Annotated in this window: 20 protein-coding genes; 6 read left to right on the forward strand and 14 right to left on the reverse strand. The window is 65.7% G+C overall.

What is annotated here, in order from left to right; translation table 11 throughout:
* Position 1 precedes the first annotated feature (1 nt).
* The 5 genes from nadD to SAC06_RS06675 form a co-directional block, all read right to left on the reverse strand.
* The gene (gene nadD, locus SAC06_RS06655; RefSeq protein WP_350259166.1) at positions 2-637 is read right to left on the reverse strand and encodes a nicotinate-nucleotide adenylyltransferase; all 636 of its coding nucleotides are present in this window, start codon (positions 635-637) and stop codon (positions 2-4) included.
* Positions 638-682: 45 nt separating this feature from the next.
* Positions 683-2,206 carry a GTPase ObgE gene (gene obgE, locus SAC06_RS06660; RefSeq protein WP_350257527.1) on the reverse strand — a complete coding sequence of 508 codons (1,524 nt, stop codon included), beginning with the start codon at positions 2,204-2,206 and terminating at the stop codon, positions 683-685.
* Between the two features lie 72 nt (positions 2,207-2,278).
* Positions 2,279-2,530, reverse strand: coding sequence for a 50S ribosomal protein L27 (gene rpmA, locus SAC06_RS06665; RefSeq protein ID WP_350257528.1), 252 nt, complete (start codon positions 2,528-2,530; stop codon positions 2,279-2,281).
* 27 nt (positions 2,531-2,557) lie between these two features.
* Entirely contained in the window at positions 2,558-2,866 is a 309-nt protein-coding gene (gene rplU, locus SAC06_RS06670) for a 50S ribosomal protein L21 (RefSeq protein ID WP_350257529.1), read from the reverse strand.
* 184 nt (positions 2,867-3,050) lie between these two features.
* Positions 3,051-5,435, reverse strand: coding sequence for an Rne/Rng family ribonuclease (locus SAC06_RS06675; RefSeq protein WP_350257530.1), 2,385 nt, complete (start codon positions 5,433-5,435; stop codon positions 3,051-3,053).
* 451 nt (positions 5,436-5,886) lie between these two features.
* Between SAC06_RS06675 and SAC06_RS06680 the strand changes: the two genes are divergently transcribed.
* From SAC06_RS06680 to SAC06_RS06700, 5 genes are all read left to right on the forward strand, one after another.
* Positions 5,887-7,443 carry a cytochrome ubiquinol oxidase subunit I gene (locus tag SAC06_RS06680; protein WP_350257531.1) on the forward strand — a complete coding sequence of 519 codons (1,557 nt, stop codon included), beginning with the start codon at positions 5,887-5,889 and terminating at the stop codon, positions 7,441-7,443.
* Positions 7,444-7,456: 13 nt separating this feature from the next.
* Positions 7,457-8,593 (forward strand): cytochrome d ubiquinol oxidase subunit II, encoded by a 1,137-nt coding sequence (gene cydB, locus SAC06_RS06685; protein WP_350257532.1) that lies wholly within the window; start codon positions 7,457-7,459, stop codon positions 8,591-8,593.
* Between the two features lie 128 nt (positions 8,594-8,721).
* Positions 8,722-10,473, forward strand: a complete 1,752-nt coding sequence (cydD, locus tag SAC06_RS06690; RefSeq protein ID WP_350257533.1) for a thiol reductant ABC exporter subunit CydD — start codon at positions 8,722-8,724, stop codon at positions 10,471-10,473.
* Positions 10,470-12,212 (forward strand): thiol reductant ABC exporter subunit CydC, encoded by a 1,743-nt coding sequence (cydC, locus tag SAC06_RS06695; RefSeq protein ID WP_350257534.1) that lies wholly within the window; start codon positions 10,470-10,472, stop codon positions 12,210-12,212. Before cydD ends, cydC begins: the two co-directional genes overlap by 4 nt.
* A 74-nt stretch (positions 12,213-12,286) precedes the next feature.
* Positions 12,287-13,783: a GAF domain-containing sensor histidine kinase gene (locus tag SAC06_RS06700; RefSeq protein WP_350257535.1), complete on the forward strand. Its 1,497-nt coding sequence runs from the start codon at positions 12,287-12,289 to the stop codon at positions 13,781-13,783.
* Between the two features lie 92 nt (positions 13,784-13,875).
* Here SAC06_RS06700 and SAC06_RS06705 read toward each other — a convergent pair whose 3' ends face one another.
* The 8 genes from SAC06_RS06705 to SAC06_RS06740 all read right to left on the reverse strand — a co-directional run bounded on the left by SAC06_RS06705 (position 13,876) and on the right by SAC06_RS06740 (position 20,950).
* Positions 13,876-14,499 carry a response regulator transcription factor gene (locus SAC06_RS06705; protein ID WP_350259167.1) on the reverse strand — a complete coding sequence of 208 codons (624 nt, stop codon included), beginning with the start codon at positions 14,497-14,499 and terminating at the stop codon, positions 13,876-13,878.
* Between the two features lie 54 nt (positions 14,500-14,553).
* Positions 14,554-15,468 (reverse strand): bifunctional DNA-formamidopyrimidine glycosylase/DNA-(apurinic or apyrimidinic site) lyase, encoded by a 915-nt coding sequence (mutM, locus tag SAC06_RS06710; RefSeq protein WP_350257536.1) that lies wholly within the window; start codon positions 15,466-15,468, stop codon positions 14,554-14,556.
* Positions 15,469-15,471: 3 nt separating this feature from the next.
* A complete protein-coding gene (rnc, locus tag SAC06_RS06715; RefSeq protein ID WP_350257537.1) occupies positions 15,472-16,218 on the reverse strand; it encodes a ribonuclease III in 747 nt (248 codons plus the stop codon).
* The gene (locus SAC06_RS06720; protein WP_350257538.1) at positions 16,211-16,798 is read right to left on the reverse strand and encodes a YceD family protein; all 588 of its coding nucleotides are present in this window, start codon (positions 16,796-16,798) and stop codon (positions 16,211-16,213) included. The genes rnc and SAC06_RS06720 overlap by 8 nt, the downstream gene beginning before the upstream one ends.
* Positions 16,799-16,877: 79 nt before the next feature.
* Complete coding sequence (locus tag SAC06_RS06725) at positions 16,878-17,609, reverse strand: ATP synthase F0 subunit B (RefSeq protein WP_350257539.1); 732 nt, start codon at positions 17,607-17,609, stop codon at positions 16,878-16,880.
* 30 nt (positions 17,610-17,639) lie between these two features.
* Positions 17,640-18,128 (reverse strand): pantetheine-phosphate adenylyltransferase, encoded by a 489-nt coding sequence (coaD, locus tag SAC06_RS06730; protein ID WP_350257540.1) that lies wholly within the window; start codon positions 18,126-18,128, stop codon positions 17,640-17,642.
* Positions 18,129-18,188: 60 nt separating this feature from the next.
* Complete coding sequence (gene rsmD, locus SAC06_RS06735) at positions 18,189-18,755, reverse strand: 16S rRNA (guanine(966)-N(2))-methyltransferase RsmD (protein ID WP_350257541.1); 567 nt, start codon at positions 18,753-18,755, stop codon at positions 18,189-18,191.
* 11 nt (positions 18,756-18,766) lie between these two features.
* Positions 18,767-20,950: an ATP-dependent DNA helicase RecG gene (locus tag SAC06_RS06740; RefSeq protein ID WP_350257542.1), complete on the reverse strand. Its 2,184-nt coding sequence runs from the start codon at positions 20,948-20,950 to the stop codon at positions 18,767-18,769.
* A 261-nt stretch (positions 20,951-21,211) separates the two neighbouring features.
* Here SAC06_RS06740 and rpmB point away from each other — a divergent pair, with 261 nt between their 5' ends.
* Positions 21,212-21,403 carry a 50S ribosomal protein L28 gene (rpmB, locus tag SAC06_RS06745; RefSeq protein ID WP_350257543.1) on the forward strand — a complete coding sequence of 64 codons (192 nt, stop codon included), beginning with the start codon at positions 21,212-21,214 and terminating at the stop codon, positions 21,401-21,403.
* Positions 21,404-21,476: 73 nt separating this feature from the next.
* Here the strand turns inward: rpmB and SAC06_RS06750 are convergent, their stop codons facing one another.
* On the reverse strand, positions 21,477-22,469 hold the full coding sequence (locus SAC06_RS06750; protein WP_350257544.1) for a thiamine-phosphate kinase: 993 nt from the start codon (positions 22,467-22,469) through the stop codon (positions 21,477-21,479).
* Between the last annotated feature and the right edge of the window lie 10 nt (positions 22,470-22,479).

The raw sequence follows: 22,479 nt of genomic DNA on the forward strand, positions 1-22,479 counted from the left end.
ATTATCGGTAGAGCCCGTATTTCTCAATGTACTGTACTACCCCGTCGGGAACCAGATACCAGATCGGTTTCCCGGTGCGGATCCGCTCTCGGCAATCGCTCGAGGAGATTGCCAGCGCCGGAATCTCCAGCAGCGAGACGGAGTCGGCGGGCAGCTCGGCCTTGCCCAGGACGTGCCCGGGCCGCGTCACCCCAATGATGTGGGCCAGTTCGAACAGTTCCGGCGCGTTCTTCCATTCCAGAATGCTCTCCAGTGCGTCGGCCCCGGTGATGAAATACCATTCCACCTCGGGGTCCTCCGCGTGCAGCTGTCGCAGCGTCTCGTAGGTGTAGGACAGCCCTCCCCGATCGATGTCGACCCGGGACACGGTGAAGCGGTTGTTCGAGGCGGTGGCAATCACCGTCATCAGGTACCGGTGCTCGGCCGGGGCCACCTCGCGACCAGCTTTGAACGGCTGCGTGGCTGCCGGGACGAACACCACCTGTTCCAGGTTGAATCGGTCCATCACCTCGGAGGCGGCCACCAGGTGACCGTGGTGAATGGGATCGAAGGTTCCGCCCATTACCCCGATTCGACGCTGTCCCTGGGACCGCTGGCGTCGCTTCTCACTCTCCTGGTTCCGGCGCCGATCCCGCACATCCGGAGCCAGCAGTTCGCGGGCCCGCTCTGAGGTTGACACCGGCTAACCCTCCTCCGGATCGGTCCAGACACCCCGATCGCGTTCGGCGCGCAGCTCTTGGCGAGCGGCCTCTTTCCCGTCCATCCGGGCTTTGTATTCCCGCCGTCTCTCCGTGGTGGTCCGACGCAGGTTCGGGTCCAACCGGGGGTCTTCCCCTCGTCCACCGAGCAGCTCCGCGCCGGTACTCAAAGTGGGCTCCCAGTCGAAGATCATTCCGCCCTCAACCGGGCCAATTACCACCGGTGAGCCGGGCACGGCCCCCGCCTTGACCAGGGCGTCTTCCACCCCGGCGGCAGCCAGCCGATCGGCCAGGTAGCCGACCGCCTCGTCGTTGCCAAAGTCGGTTTGGCGGACCCACCGTTCCGGCTTGGCCCCCCGCACTTGGAATACGGTTTCGCCGCCGAATTGGACCGGAGTGACCGTCACCGGCGCGTTCTTGGTGCCCACCGCCTTCGGCGTCAGGACCACCCGAGTTTCCTCCAGGGCGGGTCGCAGCGCCCGCTGAGCCTCCACCTCGGCCGCCATCGCGTAGGACAGGGCCGGGAGCCCCTGATGGGTTACCGCCGAGACGGCGAAAATCGGCCAGCCCAGCCGTTCCAGTTCCGGCATCATCAGGTCGGCCATCGCCTGCCCGTCGGGAATATCGACCTTGTTCAACACGATCAAGCGGGGCCGCTCCATCAGCGGCACGTAACCCTCAATCTGAGCCAGGTCCCCTTCGTAGGCCCCCAGCTCGGCTTCGATCGTCTGCAGGTCGGTGACCGGGTCGCGATCCGGATCAAAGGACGCGCAGTCGATCACGTGGGCAATCACCGAGCAGCGTTCAATGTGGCGCAAAAACTCCAGTCCCAGGCCTTTGCCTTCGGAGGCGCCGGGAATCAGGCCCGGCACGTCGGCGATGGTGTAGCGCACCTCGCCGGCCTGAACCACGCCCAGGTTCGGGATCAGCGTGGTGAACGGGTAGTCCGCAATCTTCGGACGAGCGGCCGACAGTGCGGCGATCAGCGAGGACTTCCCCGCCGAGGGGTAACCCACCAGGGCCACGTCGGCAACCGACTTCAGCTCCAGCACCACGGTGGCCTCTTCGCCCGGCTCGCCCAGCAGGGCAAACCCGGGGGCCTTCCGGGCCCGGTTGGCCAGGGCCGCGTTCCCCAGTCCGCCTCGCCCACCTTCCGCAATCACGTAGCGGGCGCCGTCTCCCTGGAGGTCGGCCAGCAGCTCCCCGGACTCATCCTTGATCACGGTGCCGATCGGCACGGGGAGGATAATGTCGTCGCCGTTCTTACCCTGGCGCAGGTCGCCCTTGCCGGGCTCACCGTTCTTCGCCTTGTGGTGGGGCCGATGGTGGAAGCTGAGCAGGGTCGACACGTTCGAGTCCACCTGCACGACCACCGAACCGCCGTTGCCGCCGTTGCCACCGTCAGGTCCCCCCAGCGGCTTGAACTTCTCGCGGCGCACGGAAGCGCACCCGTGGCCACCGTCCCCGGCGGTCACAAAAATCTTCACTCGGTCGATAAACTCGGCCACTAAAACATCCTTCGATAGATATGAGAAAGGGCGTCCGGACAAACCGAACGCCCCTCATACGGTGATTTAGGCCTACGCCTCAACCACGCTGATGACCCTGCGGCCACGGTAGTTGCCAAACTCAACGCTACCGGCTGACAGAGCAAAAAGTGTGTCGTCCTTGCCACGGCCCACGTTCGCCCCCGGGTGGTACTTGGTGCCGCGCTGACGGACCAGGATTTCACCGGCGTTGACGGACTGCCCACCGAAGCGCTTGACTCCTAGACGCTGAGCGTTCGAGTCGCGGCCGTTACGGGAGGAGCCAACCCCCTTTTTAGTTGCCATGTTGTGGTTCTCTCTTCCTTGTGGGCCCTAGGCGATCTCGGTGATCTTGACGACCGAGAGGGGCTGACGGTGACCTTGACGCTTGCGGTAACCGGTCTTGTTCTTGTACTTGATGATGGTGATCTTGGGACCCTTCGCGCTGTCCACAATCTCAGCCTTAACGCTGACCTTGGCCAGCTTCTCTGCATCGGTGTTGATGTTTTCGCCATCAACGAGCATGACGGGCTGGAATTCGACGGTCGAGCCGATTTCGTCCGCCAACTTGTCGACCACCAGGGTGTCACCCACGGAGACCTTCTCTTGCCGGCCACCGGCTTTAACGATCGCGTAGACCACGTTATTGTCCTCATCTAAAAACTTCGGAACCGGAACCAGCCCACGCGGGACGTTCTCCGGCTGGTGCTGAATGCACCGACCATTTAATTTATCGGATTGGCGCGCCTGGCGGCAACCTTGTCGGACGGAAAAGGGCGTATGACAGGTGTGTCATTTAGCACTAATGCGCCCTTTTCCCCCGATTTCAGCTGCCGAGCAGGTCCTGGACCGCCTGTTGAGCCGCTTCGCGCTTGGCTTCGTCCACCGGACGCGACTCGGACTTGACCGCGGGGATTGGGCTCTCCGCGACCACTTTGCGCCGCCGCCGAGGGCGAGCCGGGGTTTCCCGGTGATCCACCACCGCGTCCAGCGCGGCTGCGGCGGATTCGAGCAGGCTGCGCCCCTCCCCCGCGTCTGCTGCCGGACGCACGGTCGGCTCGATCGGCTCCTGGGAGGAGACCACGCGCCGACGCTTCGGCTTGGTCTCCGGCTCGGGCTGAGGGGCGGCCACCGGTTCAACCTTGGGCTCCTCGACCTTTGCCTGCTCCTGGGCCTTGGGCTCCGCCCGCTTGGCGGGAGCCTTCCGGGTCGCCGGCTTCCGCTTGGACCCAGCCTGGGCTCGGTCCGACTCGGCCGAAGCCGGCTTTTCCTCTTCCCGCACCACGGTCGCTGCCGCGATCGCGGACAGGGCGGTCTTTACTTTCTCGTCACCCACGTGGCTGACGGGAGCTTCAGCTTCTTTCGGAGCCGACTCCCGCTGGTTCCGCTTGGGCGCATCGTCGCCGCGAGACTTCCGCTTCTTCCCGTTCGAGGGAGCGGAGATCTGCACTTCGACCGGGTGGTCGTGCACGATGAAGCCCCGGCCTTCGCAGGCTTCACAGGTGGTGGAGAACGCCTCAACCAGTCCCTCACCGACCCGCTTGCGGGTCATCTGCACCAGTCCCAGCGAGGTAATCTCAGTGACCTGGTGGCGGGTGCGGTCGCGTCCCAGGCATTCCACCAGGCGGCGGAGCACCAGTTCGCGGTTCGACTCCAGCACCATGTCGACAAAGTCGATGATGATGATCCCGCCAATGTCGCGCAGGCGTAGCTGGCGGACAATCTCTTCGGCCGCTTCCAGGTTGTTGCGGGTGACCGTCTCTTCCAGCGTGCCGCCGGAACCAATGAATTTGCCGGTGTTGACGTCGACCACGGTCAGCGCTTCGGTCCGGTCAATCACCAGGGTGCCGCCGCTGGGCAGCCAGACCTTCCGGTCCATCCCCTTGGCGAGCTGCTGGTCAATTCGCTTGGCCTGGAACACGTCGTCAGGTGAGGTCCAGTGTTCGAGGCGGGCCTCCAGCTCCGGGGAGAGCTCAGCTACGTACTCGGACACGGTGGCCCAAGTTTCGTCGCCCTGCACCACCAGTTGCTTGAAGTCCTCGTTGAAAATGTCGCGGACGACCCGGACCACCAGTTCCGGTTCCCCGCGCAGGAGCTGGGGGGCCTTTCTGGTCCCGGCCTGCTTCTGCTGAATGTCGCTCCACTGCTTCACCAGTCGGTCGACGTCGGCGCGCAGTTGCTCTTCGCTGGCACCCTCCGCGGCGGTCCGAACGATCACACCCGCGTCGTTGGGCACGGCCTCGCGCAGGATCTTCTTTAGCCGGGACCGCTCCGTGTCGGGCAGTTTCCGGGAAATGCCCAGCATGGACGAACCCGGCACCAGGACCAGGTAGCGGCCGGCCAGCGTCACCTGACTGGTGAGGCGGGCGCCCTTGTGTCCAATCGGGTCCTTGGTTACCTGGACCAGGACGGTGTCGCCGGACTTGAGCGCCTGCTCGATTCGACGCGGCTTTCCTTCCATCCCCAGCGCATCCCAGTTGACCTCGCCGGCGTACAGGACCGCATTGCGGCCGCGGCCAATGTCGACGAAGGCCGCCTCCATCGAGGGCAGGACGTTTTGCACCCGCCCCAGGTAAATGTTGCCGACGATCGACTGCTGGGTCCGGCGGGCCACGTAGTGCTCGACCAGCAGGCCGTCTTCCAACACGGCAATTTGGTCGAGGCCATCCTTGTGGCGCACGACCATCTCCCGGTCCACCGACTCGCGCCGGGCCAGGAACTCCGCTTCGGTGATGGACTGGCGCCGCCGTCCCTCCCGTCGGCCTTCGCGCCGACGCATCCGCTTGGCCTCCAGCCGGGTGGAGCCCTTGAGCGCCTGCACCTGGTCGGACGGCTCTGAGGTTTCCTCTTCGGTTTCGTTGGTGGAGCGCGAGCGTCGGCGTCGACGCCGGTGCGATCCTTCCGAATCCTCTTCGGACTCTTCACTCTCGGGGGTGGGAGCTACCTCTTCGGGTTCGCTCTTTTTCGGCTTCTTCTTGCCGTTGTTTTTTTTCTTCGGGGTTTCGGCCGCTACCGGTGCGCTCTCTTCGACCGCCTCGGCCGGGCGGGCAGCCTTCTGCGTCCGCTTACGACCCCGACCGGAGTCGTCCGAGTCACCAGCTGGCGCCGGCTCCGAAGATCGTTCTTTTGGTGCCGGTTCCACGAACTGCGGGGCCTGGAAAAGCAGGGTGGCCGCAGCCGGAGCCAGAGGCAACTGTTCCTCTTCTGACATATTTAAGTGTGCTCCAAATATCTGGTCTAGCAGCGCATACCCGGCGCCAGACTGCTCGTCTCTCTCATCCGCGAGGGATGCAAAGCTACACGGCCCCCAGCTGGGTGGGCGTCCGTCGGACCGCGCGGCGCCCGCTGGAAAAATCGCGGCTGCACCGGGTCAACTAGACCGACAGGACTGGGTATGCAATCCTGCGCCATTGCCCCCAGTATTCCACACACGGGGCCAAAGAGCCCCATAGCAGTAGCGTTTCTCACGAACCGAACCTCGTGAGGAAAATAGGACTTAAGGCCTACCAAAAGGGACAAAACCGCAGGTCAGACCACGTTTGAGCACCCTGTCATCAAATCAACACATGTTGGGGAAGAACGTCCTATACTGTAGGCGTCTCGCCGGTCCAGTTTTTGCGCCGGAGGGGCTCCCAACGGCACTTTATCGAAAGGCGAAATACATGGAAATCCTGCCGACAGTATTAGATCCTGTCGCGCTGGGACGGTGGCAGTTTGCGATCACGACCGTTTACCATTTCATCCTGGTTCCGCTTACCATCGGGCTCTCACTTGGCGTTGCCATCATGCAGACTATTTGGCACCGTACCGGCAATGAGGCATGGCTCAAAGCAACTCGTTTCTTCGGCAAACTATTGCTGATCAACTTCGCTTTGGGGGTTGCCACCGGCATCGTCCAAGAGTTCCAGTTCGGCATGAACTGGTCCGAATACTCCCGATACGTCGGCGATATCTTCGGGGCGCCGCTGGCAATTGAAGCACTGCTGGCCTTCTTCCTTGAGTCCACCTTCCTGGGACTGTGGATCTTTGGTTGGGGCCGAATCTCCAAGGGCCTGCACCTAGCAATGATCTGGATGGTCACCATCGGGGTGAACCTCTCAGCACTGTGGATCCTGATTGCCAACTCGTGGATGCAACATCCGCTGGGGGCAGTCTTTAACCCGGCCACCGGTCGAGCCGAACTCGACGGCACCTCCGGGTTCCTCTCACTCCTCACCAGCCCAATGACGTGGCTGACCTTCTCGCACGTCATCACCTCCTCCTGGCTGCTGACCGGCACCTTTATTGCCGGCATCGCCATCTGGTGGATGACTCGCTCCGCCCGCGAAGGCGGTGAATCCGGGATGAATGAGGCGCGCAACGTCTGGCTGCCCATCACCCGCTTCGGCCTGCTCGTCGTGATCATTGGCGGGCTTGGAACCGTCACGACCGGTCACTTCCAAGGCCAGGAAATGGTCAAGTTCCAGCCGGCCAAGATGGCCGCCGCCGAGGGCATTTGCATGGACACCGAGGGGGCCGCCTTCACCGTGGCCCAGTTCGGTTCCTGCCCGCTGGATGGCAGCGGCGAACCAACCCGGCTCCTCACCGTTCCCGGTGTGGCCTCGTTCATGGCCACCAACTCGTTCAGCGCCGAAGTCGAAGGCGTCGCTGACATTCAGGAACGCTTCGTGGAAATGCTGAACCAGAACGAGGCGTTTGTCGCCCAGTACGGCGACGCCTCCCAGTACGAGTTCATTCCGCCTCAGATGGTCGTCTTCTGGTCCTTCCGCATCATGATCGGGTTGGCAGCCTTCTCGGCCATCCTGGCTATTTGGGGACTGGTCGCCACCCGAGGAGGACGGGTCCCGACCTCGAAGAGACTCGGCACCTTTGCGCTGATCTGCCTGCCGATGCCGTTTATCGCGGCCTCCGCCGGCTGGATCTTCACCGAAGTGGGCCGCCAACCCTGGGTGGTGCATCCAAACCTCAGTGCCATTGAGGGCGGAGACCCGGTCTCCCAAGTGCTGATGATGACGGACTTGGGCATCTCGACCGCGGTGCCGGCCTGGCAAACCCTAACCACCCTGATCCTGTTCACCGTGCTGTACGCGGCCCTCGGCGTGGTTTGGTACCTGCTCATGCGGCGATACGTGCTGGAGGGGGTCCACGACGGCGACAAGGGCACCGCCGACGACGGAACCAAGTCCAGCCAGGACGACGCCCTCGTCTTTGGCTACTGAGAGGGAGAGATAAATGGAATTCCTCAGTATTCTTTGGTTCATTCTGATTGCGGTCCTGTGGACCGTGTACCTGGTGCTGGAAGGCTTTGACTTCGGCGTCGGCATGCTGCTCCCCATCGCGGCCAAGAACGATCGGGAACGGACCCAGCTGGTGCGAAGCATCGGCCCGCACTGGGACGGGAACGAAGTTTGGCTGCTGACCGCCGGGGGCGCGACGTTCGCCGCCTTCCCGGCCTGGTACGCGACCATGTTCTCAGGCATGTATCTGGCGCTGTTCCTGATTCTGGTGCTGCTGATCGTGCGGATCACCGCCATTGAGTGGCGGTCAAAGCTCCGCTCTGAGCGGTGGCGGGCCAACTGGGACTGGTTCCAGACGGTCGCTTCGTTCGGGGTGCCCCTGGTGCTCGGCGTGGCCTTCTCGAACCTGGTTCAAGGGATGCAGATTGAGGCGCAGAACCGCCTGACGGGCGCCATTATTCCGCCCGAGCAGGTGGCCGCTGTGGCCGGGGACGGCACCACGGTCTACAACCTGACCGGCGGGTTCTTCTCCCTGTTCACCCCCTTCACCCTGCTGGGCGGCGTGATGCTGCTGCTGGTTTGCCTGTCCCACGGAATCCAGTTCGTCTCGCTGAAGACGGACGGGTTGGTGGCGGAGCGGGCCAATCGCTTGGCCGGGCCGGTCTCGGTGGTGGCGACGCTGCTCGCTGCCGTCTGGGTGGTCTGGGGACAGTTCGCCTACAGCGCGAACGTGCTGGCCTGGATCCCGCTCGTGATTGCGGCGCTGGCCCTGATCACCTCGGCCGCGTTCTCGCAGCCGGCCCTGCGCAGCCCTGGGAAGGCGTTTGCCGCCTCCGCGATCGGGATTGCCAGCGCGGTGGCGTGGATCTTCTCCGCCATGGCTCCGAACGTCATGAAGTCTGCGATTGCACCCGAGTACTCCCTGACAATTCCGCTGGCCTCCTCAACGAACGGAACCCTGACCGTGATGACCATTGTCGCCGTGGTCCTGGTGCCGATCGTGCTGGCCTACACCCTCTGGTCCTACTGGGTCTTCCGCGACCGAGTTGGCCACCGGGATGTGACGCCGGATTCGGGCCTGTGGCCCGCGAAAATTCGCCTGGGTGCGAACTTCCTGACCGGCAAGCAGTAGTTAGCATCTAACCGGCCTGTGCCCCTCACCAACTCGATGGGGGGCACAGTGCTAACCGGCCCGGCGCACTGTCGGGCAGCCCCCGCTCCTCCCCTGCCCTCTTCGGCCCGGTCTGAGACAATGAAGGGGTGAAACCCTTGGACCCGAGGCTGCTGCGGTATGCCCGCAGTGCTCGTCGCTACATCCTTGAAATTGCCCTTCTTGGCACCCTGATGGCAGCCCTGGTAATCGGCCAGGCCTTCCTCATCTCGGGGGCAGCCAGCCCGGTGATCACCCGCAGCGCCACCCTGGCAGAGATCATGCCGACCGTCGGGTGGCTGGCGCTGGTGATTCTGGCCCGCGGGCTCCTGCTCTACCTGCGCGAATCGCGCGCCCACCGGGCGGCTGACCAGACCGTGGCCGAACTGCGCGAACAGGTGGTAAACCACGCGGTGGCGCTCGGTCCGCGCTGGCGTGCCACCCACGGGTCGAACACGGTCACCCTGGTCACCCGCGGGCTTGACGATCTGGGCCCCTACTTCGTTCGGTTCCTTCCTCAGCTGCTGCTGGTAATGACGGTCACCCCGGCCACCCTGGTCGCCATTTTGCTGCTGGACTTCTGGTCCGCCCTGGTGGCCCTGGTGACCATTCCGCTGATCCCGATCTTCATGATCCTGATTGGCCGCCTAACCCAATCCGCCTCCGCCACCAAACTGGCGGCTATGGAACGCCTCGGCAGTCAGTTGCTGGACCTGCTGACCGGCCTGCCCACCCTCCGGGCGCTCGGACGCGAACGTGGCCCTCGGACCGCCCTGGTGGACCTGTCCGGCCGCAACACGAAGGCCACCATGCAGACCCTGCGGATCGCTTTCCTTTCGGGCGGGGTCCTGGAGTTTCTGGCCACCCTGTCGGTGGCACTGGTGGCCGTCCAGGTGGGTTTCCGGATGGTGGCTGGCAACATCCCGCTGGCCACCGGCCTGGTGATCATCATGCTGGCCCCCGAAGTCTTCGAACCGCTGCGTCAGGTGGGGGCCCAGTTCCACGCCTCAGCCAACGGGGTGGCCGCCGCCAACTCGTGCTTTGAGATTCTGGAGCAGACGCCCCCGCCGTCCGGGGACGAGCCGGCACCGGACCTGACCCGGACCCGACTAGTGTTTGACGGCGTTTCGGTGGCCGCACGTGGCGCCTGGGCTCCCGCTGAGCTGACCGAAGTGGTTGAACCGGGCCAGATCACCGCGCTGGCGGGCCCCTCCGGTGCCGGCAAATCGACGGCGGTCGCGGCCCTGCTCGGACTGGAGCCGCCCACCCGCGGGCAGGTGCTGATCGGTTCGGTCCCGCTGTCCCGGATCAACCTGCCGTCCCTCTGGCGTCAACTCTCGTGGGTGCCGCAGTCCCCCACCCTGGTGCCAGGCACCATCCGGGAAAACGTCTCCCCCGTAGCCTCGGTCGAAGAGTTGGACGAGGCGGCCCGCCTAACCGGGTTTGACCAGGTTCTCGCTTCCCTCGCCCTCGGGTGGGAGACGCCGCTTGGGCTCGGCGGCCTCGGGCTCTCAGTTGGTCAGCGCCAACGCCTCGCCCTCACCCGGGCGCTGCTGGTTCGTCCACCGCTGCTGGTGCTGGACGAACCCACCGCGCACCTGGACGCCCTCAGCGAGGATCAGATCGTGCAGATCCTGGCGGCACTGAGATCCCGCGGCACCACCGTCCTGGTGATTGCGCACCGGGCGGCTGTGCTGGGGGTGGCCGACCGGGTGATCCAAGTGCAGTCCGCGCCGGCAACCGAGGAGGAAATGGACCGCTACCCCCAGCTGGCCTCCAGTTGGACCGGTCAGGTCATTCCCGTCGAAATGCCCGGGTTCCTGGATCCCCGAGCCCTAACCGAGGCGGAGGCCCACCGATGAAAGAAGACCTGCGGGCTCTGCGTCGAGTCCTGAAGCTGCTGCAGATTCGCCCGGGAGGGTTCGCGCTCTCGCTGCTGCTGGGAGTGTGTGGGCTGGGTGCCGCCGTGGCCCTGGCGGCCACCTCGGCCTGGCTGATCGCGCGGGCCTCCCAGATGCCCCCGGTACTCACCCTGACCATCGCGGCCACCTCCGTCCGCTTCTTCGGGATTAGCCGCGCCCTGTTCCGCTACCTGCAACGTCTGGCCAGCCACCAGGTGGCCCTCGACGGGATGGATCGCCTGCGCCTGGGCATCTACGATCTGCTGGTGGCCGGCCCGATTGAACGGGTGGCCCGCCTGCAGCGCGGCGACCTGCTGAACCGCACCGGCGCGGACGTGGACACGGTTGGCGACTTCGTCGTGAAGTCGCTGCTGCCCGCCCTGGTGGCGCTGATCGTCGGCCTGGGCACCGTGGTTGGCTTCGCCTTCCTCTCCGTCCCGGCCGCCGTGATTCTGGCCGCCATGCTGCTGGTCTCGGGGGTGGTGGTTCCCCTGCTGACGATGCGGTCCACCCGTGCAGCGGAGGCGGCCGAACTGGAGTCACAGCGGGACCTGGCCGTCAGCGCCATGACCATCATGGACGGGGCCGACGAGCTCCGGGTCTCCGGGCAACTGCCCGCCCTTCAGGCCCAACTGGGAGCCGTCACCCACCGGATCAACCGGGCCCGCGCCGCCGCCGACCGGCCCGCCGCCCTCGGCACCGCGCTGGATCGGGTGGCCATGGGGCTGGCCGTGGTCGGCGTGCTGCTGGTGGCCACTCCCGAGGTGGGGGCGACGACACTGGCTGCCGTTGCCTTCGCCGTCCTGGTCCTGACCCCGCTCTCGGCGTTCGAGGGGACCGCCGAGTTGGCTCCGGCGGCCGCCCAGTTGGTCCGCTCCGCCCAGGCCGCTCGCCGGATCGTGGACCTGCTCGGCCCGGAGGACGAGCCCGAGCGGCCGGTGCACACCGTTCCGGCCGGTGCCACCCTGGTGGCTCAGGATCTGGCTGTGGGCTGGCCGGGCCACCCGGTCGTGGCCGAAGGGGTCTCCTTGGAGCTGAAACCGGGCACCACCACCGCCATCGTTGGACCGTCCGGGATCGGAAAGACCACGCTCCTGTACACGCTGGCCGGCATGTTGGCGCCCAGGGGCGGGCTCTGCCAGCTCAACGGCGCTGCGACCTGGGGCGCGGATCGGGACCAGTTCACCTCCGTAGTTAGTTTGACCACCGAGGATGCCCATATTTTCGGCACGACCGTCTTTGAGAATTTGCGGGTGGCAAATCCGAAGTTGACCCGGGAAGAGGCGCAGGACCTAATTGGTCGGATGGGTCTGCGGCTCTGGCTGGAGGCTCTGCCTGATGGATTGGACACATTACTGACCCCTACCAGCATTTCCGGCGGCGAGCGCCGACGCCTGCTACTGGCCCGCGCCCTGGCTGCCCCCGCCCCCCTGATGCTGCTGGACGAGCCTGGTGAACACTTGGATTCCCAGACGGCTCAGGAGATTTTGCACGAGCTGCTGGCGGGAACCGGGAAGGACCGCGGCGTGGTGGTGGTCACCCATCGCCTCTCCGAATTGGCACTGGCCGACCGCATTTTGCTGGTGGAGCCGGCTCCAGACAATGGCGATGCACCCGCTAGAGTAGTGAAGGTCGGAACCCATGAAGAACTACTCAACAATTCGTCCTATTATCGTTGGGCATTGGAGCAAGAAAAGTGACCGTTTCCCCACCCGCAACCACCACTCTGCTGGACTTCTTACTCGCAGCTGCAAACTGCGAGACTCCGGCGCAAATGGCGGAAGCAATTGTGGACCTGAGCGGCCAGGTCACCGGCTCCACCCGGGCCGCGGTCTGCGACTCCAACTGGGTGCCCCTGGCCAGTCACGGGCTCGGCGCTGATGAACTTCACGCCCTGGCCGACCGGCAGGAGTCACCGTCGGCACTCTGGCCCACCTTCACCGATGGGATTACCCGCGAACTGCATCCGGGCGCCGACCTGCTGGTGCTGCTCGCCTACTCTGAGCCGGTTGATTCTGACCTGTGGTACCGGTTCAACCAGATCGTTCGAGCCGGCATCCAGGCCTGGCAGTTGGCTACGGCCCGCCAGCTACGGCTGAGTTGGGGGCCGGTCACCCGCGAGTTCACCCAGGCGGTGGTGGCGGACCTGGACGAGGAGGAATCCCTGTCTTTGGCCACGGAGTTGGCCCTGCGCGGTGGGAGCGCCGTCGGCGCCCTGCTGTTCCTCCCCTCAATCAACCGGGAGCTGGCCTGCGAGTTCACCGCTGGGGAAGACACCGCCCGCTTCATCGGGATGCCGCTGGAGATCACCGAGCTGACCCGGGAGGCTTTCGCCCGCGGGGAGGGCCAGTGCGCCCCGGCCTACAGTCAACTGGTGCACGATCCCCTCGGGGCCTTGGCCCAGTACGGCTCCGGCCTGGTTTTTCCCCTCTTGGCCGGGGATGAGACGGTGGGAGCGATGCTGCTGCTTCGCGCCCCGGAGGCACCGTCGTTTTCCGGCGAGCACCTGCCGCACATTCAGAACTTTGCCGCCACCATTTCGCTGTCGTTGGAACTGGCCCAGGGGCGCCAGGCCCAGTCGGTGGCCCTGATGCTGGAGGAGCGCGACCGGATCGGACGGGACCTGCACGATCTCGGAATCCAACTACTGTTCGCCACCGGGATGCAGTTGGACAAGCTGCGGGCCGAGGTGGAGGAAGGCCGCTACTCCAACCGGCGGATCGCCGAGGAACTGCGCGGGGCCATCGTCAGTCTGGAGGACGCCGTTGGTCAGATTCGTCAGGTGGTCAGCGGGCTGAAGGACACCGAGGAGCGCCAGACCTTTGTCGAGCAGCTTGAGCAGGAGGCCTCCCGGTCCCGCCGTGTGCTCGGCTTCGCCCCGTCGCTGATTTTGGAGCTGGATGGACACATCTTGGAGGCAGGCAGCGACACCTGGGCTGAGCGATCGGCCGAGCTGACCCGCCGGGTTGGGGAGGAACTGGCCGAGGACGCCATCGCCACCATTCGCGAGGCCCTATCCAACGTGGCCCGTCACGCCGGGGCCCGCTCGGTCAAAATTGAAGTGAGCGTCAACGGTCGGGCCCCCGTGGGGGAACTGCTGGTCTCGGTGATTGATGACGGGCGCGGGATCAACCTGTCGCGGAATCGCAGCTCCGGAATTGCCAACATGGGCAACCGGGCCGCCTACCGCGGGGGTAGCTTCGCCGTTGGGATGGGTCCGCGTGGGCGGGGAACCTCGGTCGTCTGGCGGGTCCCGCTGCTAGTGAAATAGCCAGCGAAATAGCCAGCGGAACAGGGCCGGAATAGCATCGACCCCCCCCCCGGCCCGGATTCATCCGCGGCGAGTGGGGGCTCGGCCCAACTCTACTTGGCGCCGCTGCGCCAGGCGGCCGACCGCTGCGAGGCCACCCAGGCAGCCACCTGGGTCCGGCGCTGGAGGCCCATCTTGGCCAGCAGCGAAGTAATGTGATTCTTCACCGTCTTCTCGGCGATTCCAAGGCTGTCCCCGATCTCTCGGTTGGACATCCCGTCGCCAATCAGCTCAATGACCTTGCGCTCAGTCGGGGTCAGGTTCACCGTCGGATCGTCAATTTCGCCCCGGCGCCGGGTCATGGTCCGCTCATCCAGCAGGACCCGACCGGCCGCCACGTCGCGAACCACGTCGGTGATTTCGCCGCTGCGGACGGTCTTCAGGATGAAGGCGCGCGCCCCCGCGGCCACCGACTCACTCAGGGCGTTGTCGTCGTCAAACGAGGTCAGGACGACCGAGCGGATCTGCGGGTTCGATTCACTCAGGCTCTTCATGATGTCCACCCCGGTCCCGTCCGGCAACTGCAGATCCACCAGGATCACATCCGGCTTGACCAGGGAGGCGCGGCGAATGGCATCTTCTACCGTTCCGGCCTCGGCCACCACCTCGAGGTCGGATTCGCGGTCAATGATCTCCGCAATTCCCCGACGCACGATCTCATGGTCGTCAACAATCATTACCCGAATCCGGGACTCAGGGGTCCCCGCGTTCATTTCACTCACAGTGCTATGTTACTGGAAATTGCCGCTCTCTGGGACTTTCGCCGGTGGCGCTTCCCCGCAAAACGACGGGCAGTAAAAGTGGCTGCGTTTTTCGAGCACAATTCGTTCAATCGGTTGGCCACACCCCGGGCACGGCTTTCCCTCGCGGCCGTAAACCGCCAGCGACCGAGAGAAGTAACCCGGATCGCCCTCCACGTTGACGTAGAGTTCGTCGAACGAGGTGCCCCCGGCGGCGATGGCCTCGGTCAGGATTTGGCGGGCGTGGGCAAACACCTGAGCCCAGTCGTCCACGGACAGTTCCCGTCCTCGGGTCCAACCCGGCCAGCGGGATCGGAACAGGGTTTCGTCGGCGTAAATGTTGCCAATCCCGGAGACGAGCCCCTGGTCAAGCAGCAGGGATTTGACGGTCCGGTTGGATCGGCGCGCCCGCTCGGTCACCGCAACCAGGTCGAAGGCCGCCTCCAGCGGATCGGGAGCAATGTGGCGGATAGCGCCCGGAATCAGGGCGGGGCCGGCGGGTTCGAGGCGGGAAACGGTCAGGTGCCCGAACTGGCGTTGGTCGACAAAACTGAGGGACGCGTCGTTATCCAAGCCAACCCACAGGTGTTCGTGCTTGTGCCCCCAGGGGACTGAGTATCCCGCCAACTGAGCGTGCACTTGCCCGGACATCCCCAGGTGGATCACCAGGCACCGGGTCCCGTCCCCGACCTGGTCCTGCGGGGCAAGTGCCAGCCAGAAGAACTTCCCGCGCCGCCCCACCGCGCCAATTTCGCGATGCAGGAGCGCCCGGCTCACCGTCTCCCACCCGTCCGGGTTGTGGCGGAACAGGCGGGACTGGTCGCCCACCACTTCGGTGACGGTCCGACCCACGATCCGCCGAGCCAGCCCGGAGGAAATAGTCTCAACTTCAGGCAGTTCGGGCATGACTCACCGATCGGAAGGCAGGACGGAGACGGTCGGGTCCACCTCGGGCCCCACCAGTTGGACCAGGGTGTCGCGGGCCGCCAAATTCTCGGCGTGTTTGCGCGATGAGGCGCTGGCTCGTCCCGTGGGTTGGCCGTCGACCAGGACCGTGACCGCAAACTGGCGTCGGTGGTCGGGCCCGGACGCATCCACCTGGTACTGGTAGTCGCGGTAGGGCGAGCTGGCAATGTACTCCTGCAGCCGGGTCTTCCAGTCGGTGGTTTGGGCCAGCGACTCCACCTCTTCCAGCAGCGGCGACAGGGCCTGGAGTACCACCTGGCGGGTGACCTCCATCCCGGTGGACAGGTAGGTGGCGCCGATCAGCGCCTCCAGCGCGTCGCACAGGATTGAGTCCTTGTCCGGTCCCCCGGTTTTGTGCTCCCCCACCCCGAGCAGCAGGAAGTCGCCCAGTCCCAGCGCGCGGGCAGTCTGGGCCAGCGGAGCCTGGGACACGGTGGCGATCCGCATGCGGGAGAGGACACTTTCCGGTTTCGAAGGGAAATGCCGGTAAATCCAGTCGGTGACGATCAGGCCGAGGACCGAGTCCCCCAGGAACTCGAGCCGCTCGTTATGATCCAGTCCGCCCTGCTCGTAGGCGAAGGATCGGTGGGTCAGAGCCGTGACCAGCAGCTCCGGGTCAATCGGAGTGCCCCACCGCTCCAGCAGTTCACCCAGGTTCTGGTTGAGGGCCCCGGAAATGCCTCTACTCATCCTCGTTGTCTCCGGCTGCAAAGAAGCCTTCGAGGGCGGCAAACCGCGGATCGGTGAACTCGTGGTGGTGGCCCGGCTCCAACTCGTCCATTCGGCGGCCGCACTGCGGGCACAGCCCCTGGCAATCCTCGTCGCACACCGGTTGAAGGGGGGCGTCGGCAAAAACGGCGTCGCGCAGCAGCGGCTCGATATCAACCGTGTCCCGGTTGATTACCTTCACCGGGTCCAGGTCGTCGCCCTCCACCTCGATTTCGTCGGCCGAGCCGGAGTGAGCTTTGCGGTCGGTGGACCGCTCTCCCTCCACGTAAATGTCCCCGGCGTCAGCCGAAAAGTCCACGCTCACCGGGTCCAGGCACCGAACGCATTCCCCCACCAGCTGGCCTTGGGCCGACACCTGGACGAAAACGCCGTCTTCGAGGGCGGTCAACGAAACGGTGACCGGGAGATGCTGGCCCTCTTCCAGGGTCAGCACCCCGGTGCTCCACCCGGAGGGCACCACCCAGTCGACAGTTTTCTCCAGGTGCGCTCCCACCTCGGCCGGCAGGTCAATCAGGGAAATCTGCAGTTCCTTCGCGGACATCGCTAACCTCCATAGTTTTGTCCTCCCAGTATGGTCTGAACTGGGAGGGGTTGCCACCAAAGACGCTGGCAGCTAAATGCTAGGGCTGCAGGTCCACGTCGGGGCGATCGAAGCCGGAGCGCTCCGCAATGGTCCGCCGTCCCGCCTCGGTCCTTCGGGCTAGGTCGGCCAGCACTTGCGACACCTGCGAGAGGGTGGTGGCCGCGTAGTCATCGGCCCCGAGGCGGAGGTCACCGGCCTGGGTCCGAGCCTCGTGGAGAAGTTGGCGGGCCTTGTCTTCCGCCTGCACCAGCACCGTCTCGCGGGCCACCATCTGCTCCGCCTGGGCGCGAGCGTCCGCCACCATTCGCTCCACGTCGTCCTGAGTCCGCTGGCGAATCTGGTTGGCTTCCTCCTGGGCGCGGGCCACCTTCCGATCGGACTCTTCGGTCGCCTCGCGCAGCATCAGGTCGGCCCGTTCCCGGGCTTCCTCCACAATGGACTTGGCTTTCGCGTTGGCCTCGGCGATCGTCACCTCGGCGGTGGCGTCGGCCCGATCCAGGACCGCATCCGCGTCGGCCACAACCGCGTCGGCGGCGATCAGGTCCTCCGGCAGCGCTTCGCGTGCCTGCGAGAGCAGGTCCACGATGCCGGCCTTGTTGACGATGACGTTGGGCGAGAGGGGGACGGCGCGAGCTTCGTCAACCATCACCTCAATCTGGTCGAGCGCCGCGATCAGGACGGAGGGACCGTAGACCGCGTCCTGGGCGGACAGGTCGATCGAGCTGGTCTGCGGTTGATCGTCCGACGGTTCAACATAACGTTCGGGCATGGCAGGTTCCTTTCTGGGAAGCCGAGGAGGTCAGGAGGTTCGGTGGGCCAGGGCCGCAGCCACCGGAGCTGGGACGTACGGAAGTGGGTCCACTTCCCAGGTGACCAGTTCTTTCACCGCGGAAGAGGACACGTGTTGCCAGCGGGGTTCGGCCAGTAGGAGCAGAGTTTCCAAGCCGCCAAGCTCACGATTGTGAGTGGCCTGGATCTGCTCAGCCGCCAAATCGAGGCCGTCGCGCACGCCTTTGACGATGACGGTGGCCCCGCGGGTAGCCGCAAAGTTCACCACCAGCCCGCGGTAGGCGGCCACCTCGATTCGGTCAGTCAGCTCCGGCAGGTCCAGTGCGATGGAAGCCTGCAGCAGCTCGACTCGGCGCTCCACCGGAAACCACGGGGTCTTCTTGATGTTCTCTCCCACGGCCACCACCAGGGAATCAAAGCAGTTGGCTGCGCGGGCAATCAGGTTCAGGTGTCCACGGGTGGGTGGATCGAACGTCCCGGGCATAATCGCAACTGGCATGCACTCAGTCTACTGGCTGGACCTGGGAAACCGCTTGAATCCCCAGGTGCGCCGCCCAGATTAGTCAGCGTCTGGGTCCGCCGGCGGGCGCCCGATCAGGTAGGCACGCGTGTCGCCCCAGGACCGCTCCGCTTCCAGTTCCAATCCGGCCGGCAGGGACGGCTGGGGCGAGCGGGCATCGCGTTCCACCACGATTAGGCCGTCCGGGTCCAACAGCCCGAGCAGGTCCGCCAGCAGGTCGGTCAGGTCCGGCTCCGGCCAGGCGTAGGGCGGATCGACGAAAACCAGATCGAAGGTGGCGCGAGCGGAACGAACAAAGGCCTGCGCCGAGCCGGCCACTATTCGCGCCGAAGACGCCCCCACGGTGCGCGCATTTTGCGCCAGCACCTTCTGCGCCCCGCGCGACTTGTCCACCAGGGTGATTTCGCTGGCCCCGCGCGAGAACGCCTCAAAGGCGAGCGCGCCGGAGCCGGCAAACAGGTCCAACACCCGGCGCTCCCGCACCAGGTTCCACGACTCAAGCATGGAGAAGAGAGCTTCACGCACCTTGGCGGAGGTGGGTCGGGTCCCCTGGGCGGGCACCGCCAACTGGCGGCCTTTGGCCGTTCCGGCCACAATTCTGGTCATCTGCCTCTCCCCTAACTGCTGGCCAGCCAGCGCACCTGGTCGCCGCGGACCCGGTCCACCTCCCGGGCCAATCCCGAATGCTGCTCCAGTTGGGGATCTTCGGCCAAGATTCGCTCCGCTTCGGTCCGGGCGGCAGCAATGATGGCTCCGTCGCGGCGCACGGAAAGGAACCGGAGGCTCGATCGGCCCCCGGACTGAACCACCCCGAGCACGTCCCCCTCCTGGCGCAGCCGCAAGTCCGCCTCGGCCAGGGCAAACCCGTCACTGTGTTCCACCAGGGCCTGTAGACGCGCCTCCGCCAGCTCGTTGAGGGCGACCGGATGGACCAGCATGCAGACGGAGGGCCGATCGGAGCGCCCCACCCGTCCCCGCAGCTGGTGCAGCTGACTGAGGCCGAACTGCTGAGCCCCCCAGATGACCATCATGGTGGCTTCGGGCACGTCCACCCCCACCTCAACCACGGTGGTGGCCACCAAAATTGGGGCTTCACCGCGGGCAAACCGCTCCAGGGCCCGGGCGTTCTCCTCCGGTTTGGCCTGGCCGTGCGCGATGCCAACTTCGATCCCGGCCAACGCCGGCTCGGCCCGGAGCTGGGCTGCCACCGCGTCCACGCTGGGCAGGGGGACCCCGGGGGCGGCCGGCTCCGCCTCGTCGGCAATTCGCGGAACCACCACGTAGACGCGACCCCCCGCGGCAATTTCTTCCCGGGCCCGCTGCCAAAGCCGGGCCATCCACACCGGGTTTTCCTGCGGCACCCGGTGGGTTTGGACCGGGGTTCGTCCCGCCGGCAATTCCCGCATGGCGGTCACGTCCAGATCGCCAAACACGGTCAGGGCGATCGTCCGGGGAATCGGGGTGGCAGTCATCACCAGCAGGTGGGGCCGCGGATCCCGCCCCTGACGCAGGTGCTCACGCTGGGACACGCCGAAGCGGTGCTGCTCATCCACCACCAGGACGGACAGGTTGGGGATCTCCACCCCGTCCTGGATTAGCGCGTGCGTGCCCACCACCAGGCTGGGCTCACCCCCGGCCAGGTGCATCAGGGTGTTCTCTCGCGCCGAGGCGGGTTGGCTGCCGGTGAGCAGATGGAGTGGCACCTCAACCTGGGCTAGGTCAAGCAATCGTTGAATTGACGCCAAATGCTGGGTGGCCAACACCTCGGTGGGGGCCAGCAGTGCGGCCTGCTGCCCGTTCTCGACCGCCCGGAGCATTGCCAGCAACGCCACCACGGTTTTCCCGGCACCCACGTCCGCCTGGAGCAGGCGCTGCATCGGAGAGGTTCCCTCCAGGTCCGAGCTGATCTGCTGCCAGGCTTGCAGCTGACCGCCGGTCAGCTGGAACGGCAGGCCCCGGATCAAGCGTTCCACCAGCTCTTCGCCCTGACCGGGAACCAGGGGGCGGGACCGGTGGGTGCCCGCCAGGTCGGCCTGGACCCGCGGCTGCAGCAGGCTGGTCTGCAGGGTGAGCGCCTCCACCCAGGCCAGCGTGCGCCGCGCATTTTGCCAGTCGGTGTCGTCTTCGGGCTGGTGCAGCAACTGATAGGCGCGGGACAAACTGAGGAGTGAGTGGCGCTGGCCAAGTCCCCCGTCCGGGTCTGCCAGCGGGTCGGGCACCTGCTCCCAGTTGACGGTGGCCATAATCTGGTCGATCAGCCCCGCGATCTTCCAGGACGGCACCGACGCCTTGGCCCGGTAGATGGGGATCGGGCGTCCGCGGCGGCGCTCCACCGACTGCTCACTGTCCGCCTCAATCTCTTCAAAGGAGGGCTGGACCAGTTGCAGGTTCCCCTGGTACTCGCTGACCTTGCCCGCAAACAGGAAGGTCTCCCCCGGTTGCAGGAGCCGCTGGTGGTGGGTGAGCGCGTACTCGTTGCGGGCAAAGAAAGTCACGGTCAGTTCCGAGGATCCGTCGGTGATGCCGACCAGGAACCTGACCCCCTTGCCGGAGCGGTTGTGGACCAACCGGGCGGAGATCACCTGGGCCAAGACGGTGATCTCTTCCCCCTCGTTCAGCTGTGACAGCGCCGTCAGTCTCCCCCAGTGGTAGTACCGGCGCGGAGCGTAGTTGAGGGCGTCCCCCACCGTCTCAATGCCCAGGCTGGCCAGATGCCGGGCGGCGGCGGGCGTGACCCGCAGTTTGACGGGAACTGCCAGCGGATCGAAGTTGGCCGCGGGGGTTTCCAGTGGCTGTTTCACGCCTGCGCCTCCCTTTGCCGATCCGGTAGTCTTCATTGTATCGGCCTCGCCGACAACTCGTTTCGGACCGGCCCCGGCCGCGCCCCGGCGTAATGTGCCTAACACGACACTGGAAACCGGGCCCCTTCGTTGCGTTTGCCGGGGAAAATCAGCTAGTCTTTTGGGGTTGCTTCGTGCTGCTTGTCTCATGGCGGCAGGTAGAAATGAAGTGGTAGCGTTGCGGCACGTCCGCGACTTCGGCACAGATAAGAGGAGGACACTATGTCTTCGGTATGCGATGTCTGCGGTAAGGGACCGATGTTCGGCAAGAGTGTTTCGCACTCCCACGTCCGCACCAATCGTCGTTTCAACCCGAACATCCAGCGGGTCCGCGCGGTGGTAAATGGCACCACCAAGCAGATCAACGCTTGCACCAAGTGCATCAAGAGCGATCGGATCGTTCGCCCCGCCTAAGTTTGACGGGACTGAAAGCTCGGGTAGCCCAGCGCTGCCCGAGCTTTTTGGCATCCTCAGCGCCCACTCGGACTCAGGACTGGTGGAAGTGGTCCCAGCCGCCGGTGATGGGCCGGCCCTCCAGGGTGACGCGCGGACCGAGACTCGGGTCGACCCCGATCGCCCCGACAGTGCCGATGGCGCGGAACGGATCGGTCACCAGCACGTGGGCGGGGAAGGTGACCAGCAGTGCGTGGTCCTCCCCGCCGGTCAGCACCCAGGTCATCGGGTCGGTGCCAAGCGCCTCTCCGGCGGCGCTCAGTGCCAGACGATCCGGTCCAAGGGCTGTGGCGGACAGGTCAATGTGGACCCCGGAGGCTTCCGCCAGGCGGGTCGCGTCCAGCACCAGCCCGTCGGAAACATCCATCATCGCGGTGGCTCCGCGTTCAGCGGCGAGTCGGCCGGCCCGCAGCGGCGGTTTTGGCACCCGGTAGGTGGAGACGGCTTCGCGGAACGTTTCCGGGATGGCGCTGCCCACCAGTTCCGGAGCCACCAGGCCCCGGCTGAGGGCGGCCAGCCCCGCGGCGGAACGGCCCAGGGTTCCCACCACCGCCACCGTGTCGCCGGGGCGAGCTCCCGCTCGGGTGATCGGCCGCTCCCCCACGTGTCCGTGAGCGGTCACGGCAATCACCAACTGGTCGCCCACCGCCAAATCTCCGCCGACGATTCCGGCCCCGGTCGGGCGCACCTCACCGGCCATCCCCGCCACCATCCGGGTCAGCCAGTCCAGTTCCAGGTCGCCGGGCAGCACCAGGGAGACCACCAGCGCGGTTGGCTCGGCGCCCATGGCCGCAATGTCAGCTAGGTTTTGCGCGGCAGCGCGGGCCCCGATCTGCTCGGGCGAGGACCAGTCCAGCCGGAAATGCTGCCCCGCGACCAGCACGTCGGTGGTGACCACGAACCTTCCCCCGGGGGCGCGGACGACAGCGCAGTCATCCCCAGAACCCAGGTCGGTGAAGTTGCCGCGCGGGATCAGCCCCTGGAAACTCGCAATGATCTGTCCTTCGGTGAGGTCACTAAGCTTCATGGTGGCGTCC

Origin of the sequence: Scrofimicrobium sp. R131 (assembly GCF_040256745.1) — a bacterium.
GTDB classification, from domain to species: domain Bacteria; phylum Actinomycetota; class Actinomycetes; order Actinomycetales; family Actinomycetaceae; genus Scrofimicrobium; species Scrofimicrobium appendicitidis.

Excerpts from the sequence above, each read along its gene's own strand:
- rpmA (WP_350257528.1), bottom strand. The coding sequence starts at position 2,530 with ATGGCAACTAAAAAGGGGGTTGGCTCCTCCCGTAACGGCCGCGACTCG.
- SAC06_RS06675 (WP_350257530.1), bottom strand. The coding sequence starts at position 5,435 with ATGTCAGAAGAGGAACAGTTGCCTCTGGCTCCGGCTGCGGCCACCCTG.
- SAC06_RS06680 (WP_350257531.1), top strand. The coding sequence starts at position 5,887 with ATGGAAATCCTGCCGACAGTATTAGATCCTGTCGCGCTGGGACGGTGG.
- cydB (WP_350257532.1), top strand. The coding sequence starts at position 7,457 with ATGGAATTCCTCAGTATTCTTTGGTTCATTCTGATTGCGGTCCTGTGG.
- cydC (WP_350257534.1), top strand. The coding sequence starts at position 10,470 with ATGAAAGAAGACCTGCGGGCTCTGCGTCGAGTCCTGAAGCTGCTGCAG.
- SAC06_RS06700 (WP_350257535.1), top strand. The coding sequence starts at position 12,287 with ATGGCGGAAGCAATTGTGGACCTGAGCGGCCAGGTCACCGGCTCCACC.
- SAC06_RS06705 (WP_350259167.1), bottom strand. The coding sequence starts at position 14,499 with ATGATTGTTGACGACCATGAGATCGTGCGTCGGGGAATTGCGGAGATC.
- mutM (WP_350257536.1), bottom strand. The coding sequence starts at position 15,468 with ATGCCCGAACTGCCTGAAGTTGAGACTATTTCCTCCGGGCTGGCTCGG.
- rnc (WP_350257537.1), bottom strand. The coding sequence starts at position 16,218 with ATGAGTAGAGGCATTTCCGGGGCCCTCAACCAGAACCTGGGTGAACTG.
- SAC06_RS06720 (WP_350257538.1), bottom strand. The coding sequence starts at position 16,798 with ATGTCCGCGAAGGAACTGCAGATTTCCCTGATTGACCTGCCGGCCGAG.
- SAC06_RS06725 (WP_350257539.1), bottom strand. The coding sequence starts at position 17,609 with ATGCCCGAACGTTATGTTGAACCGTCGGACGATCAACCGCAGACCAGC.
- coaD (WP_350257540.1), bottom strand. The coding sequence starts at position 18,128 with ATGCCAGTTGCGATTATGCCCGGGACGTTCGATCCACCCACCCGTGGA.
- rsmD (WP_350257541.1), bottom strand. The coding sequence starts at position 18,755 with ATGACCAGAATTGTGGCCGGAACGGCCAAAGGCCGCCAGTTGGCGGTG.
- rpmB (WP_350257543.1), top strand. The coding sequence starts at position 21,212 with ATGTCTTCGGTATGCGATGTCTGCGGTAAGGGACCGATGTTCGGCAAG.
- SAC06_RS06750 (WP_350257544.1), bottom strand. The coding sequence starts at position 22,469 with ATGAAGCTTAGTGACCTCACCGAAGGACAGATCATTGCGAGTTTCCAG.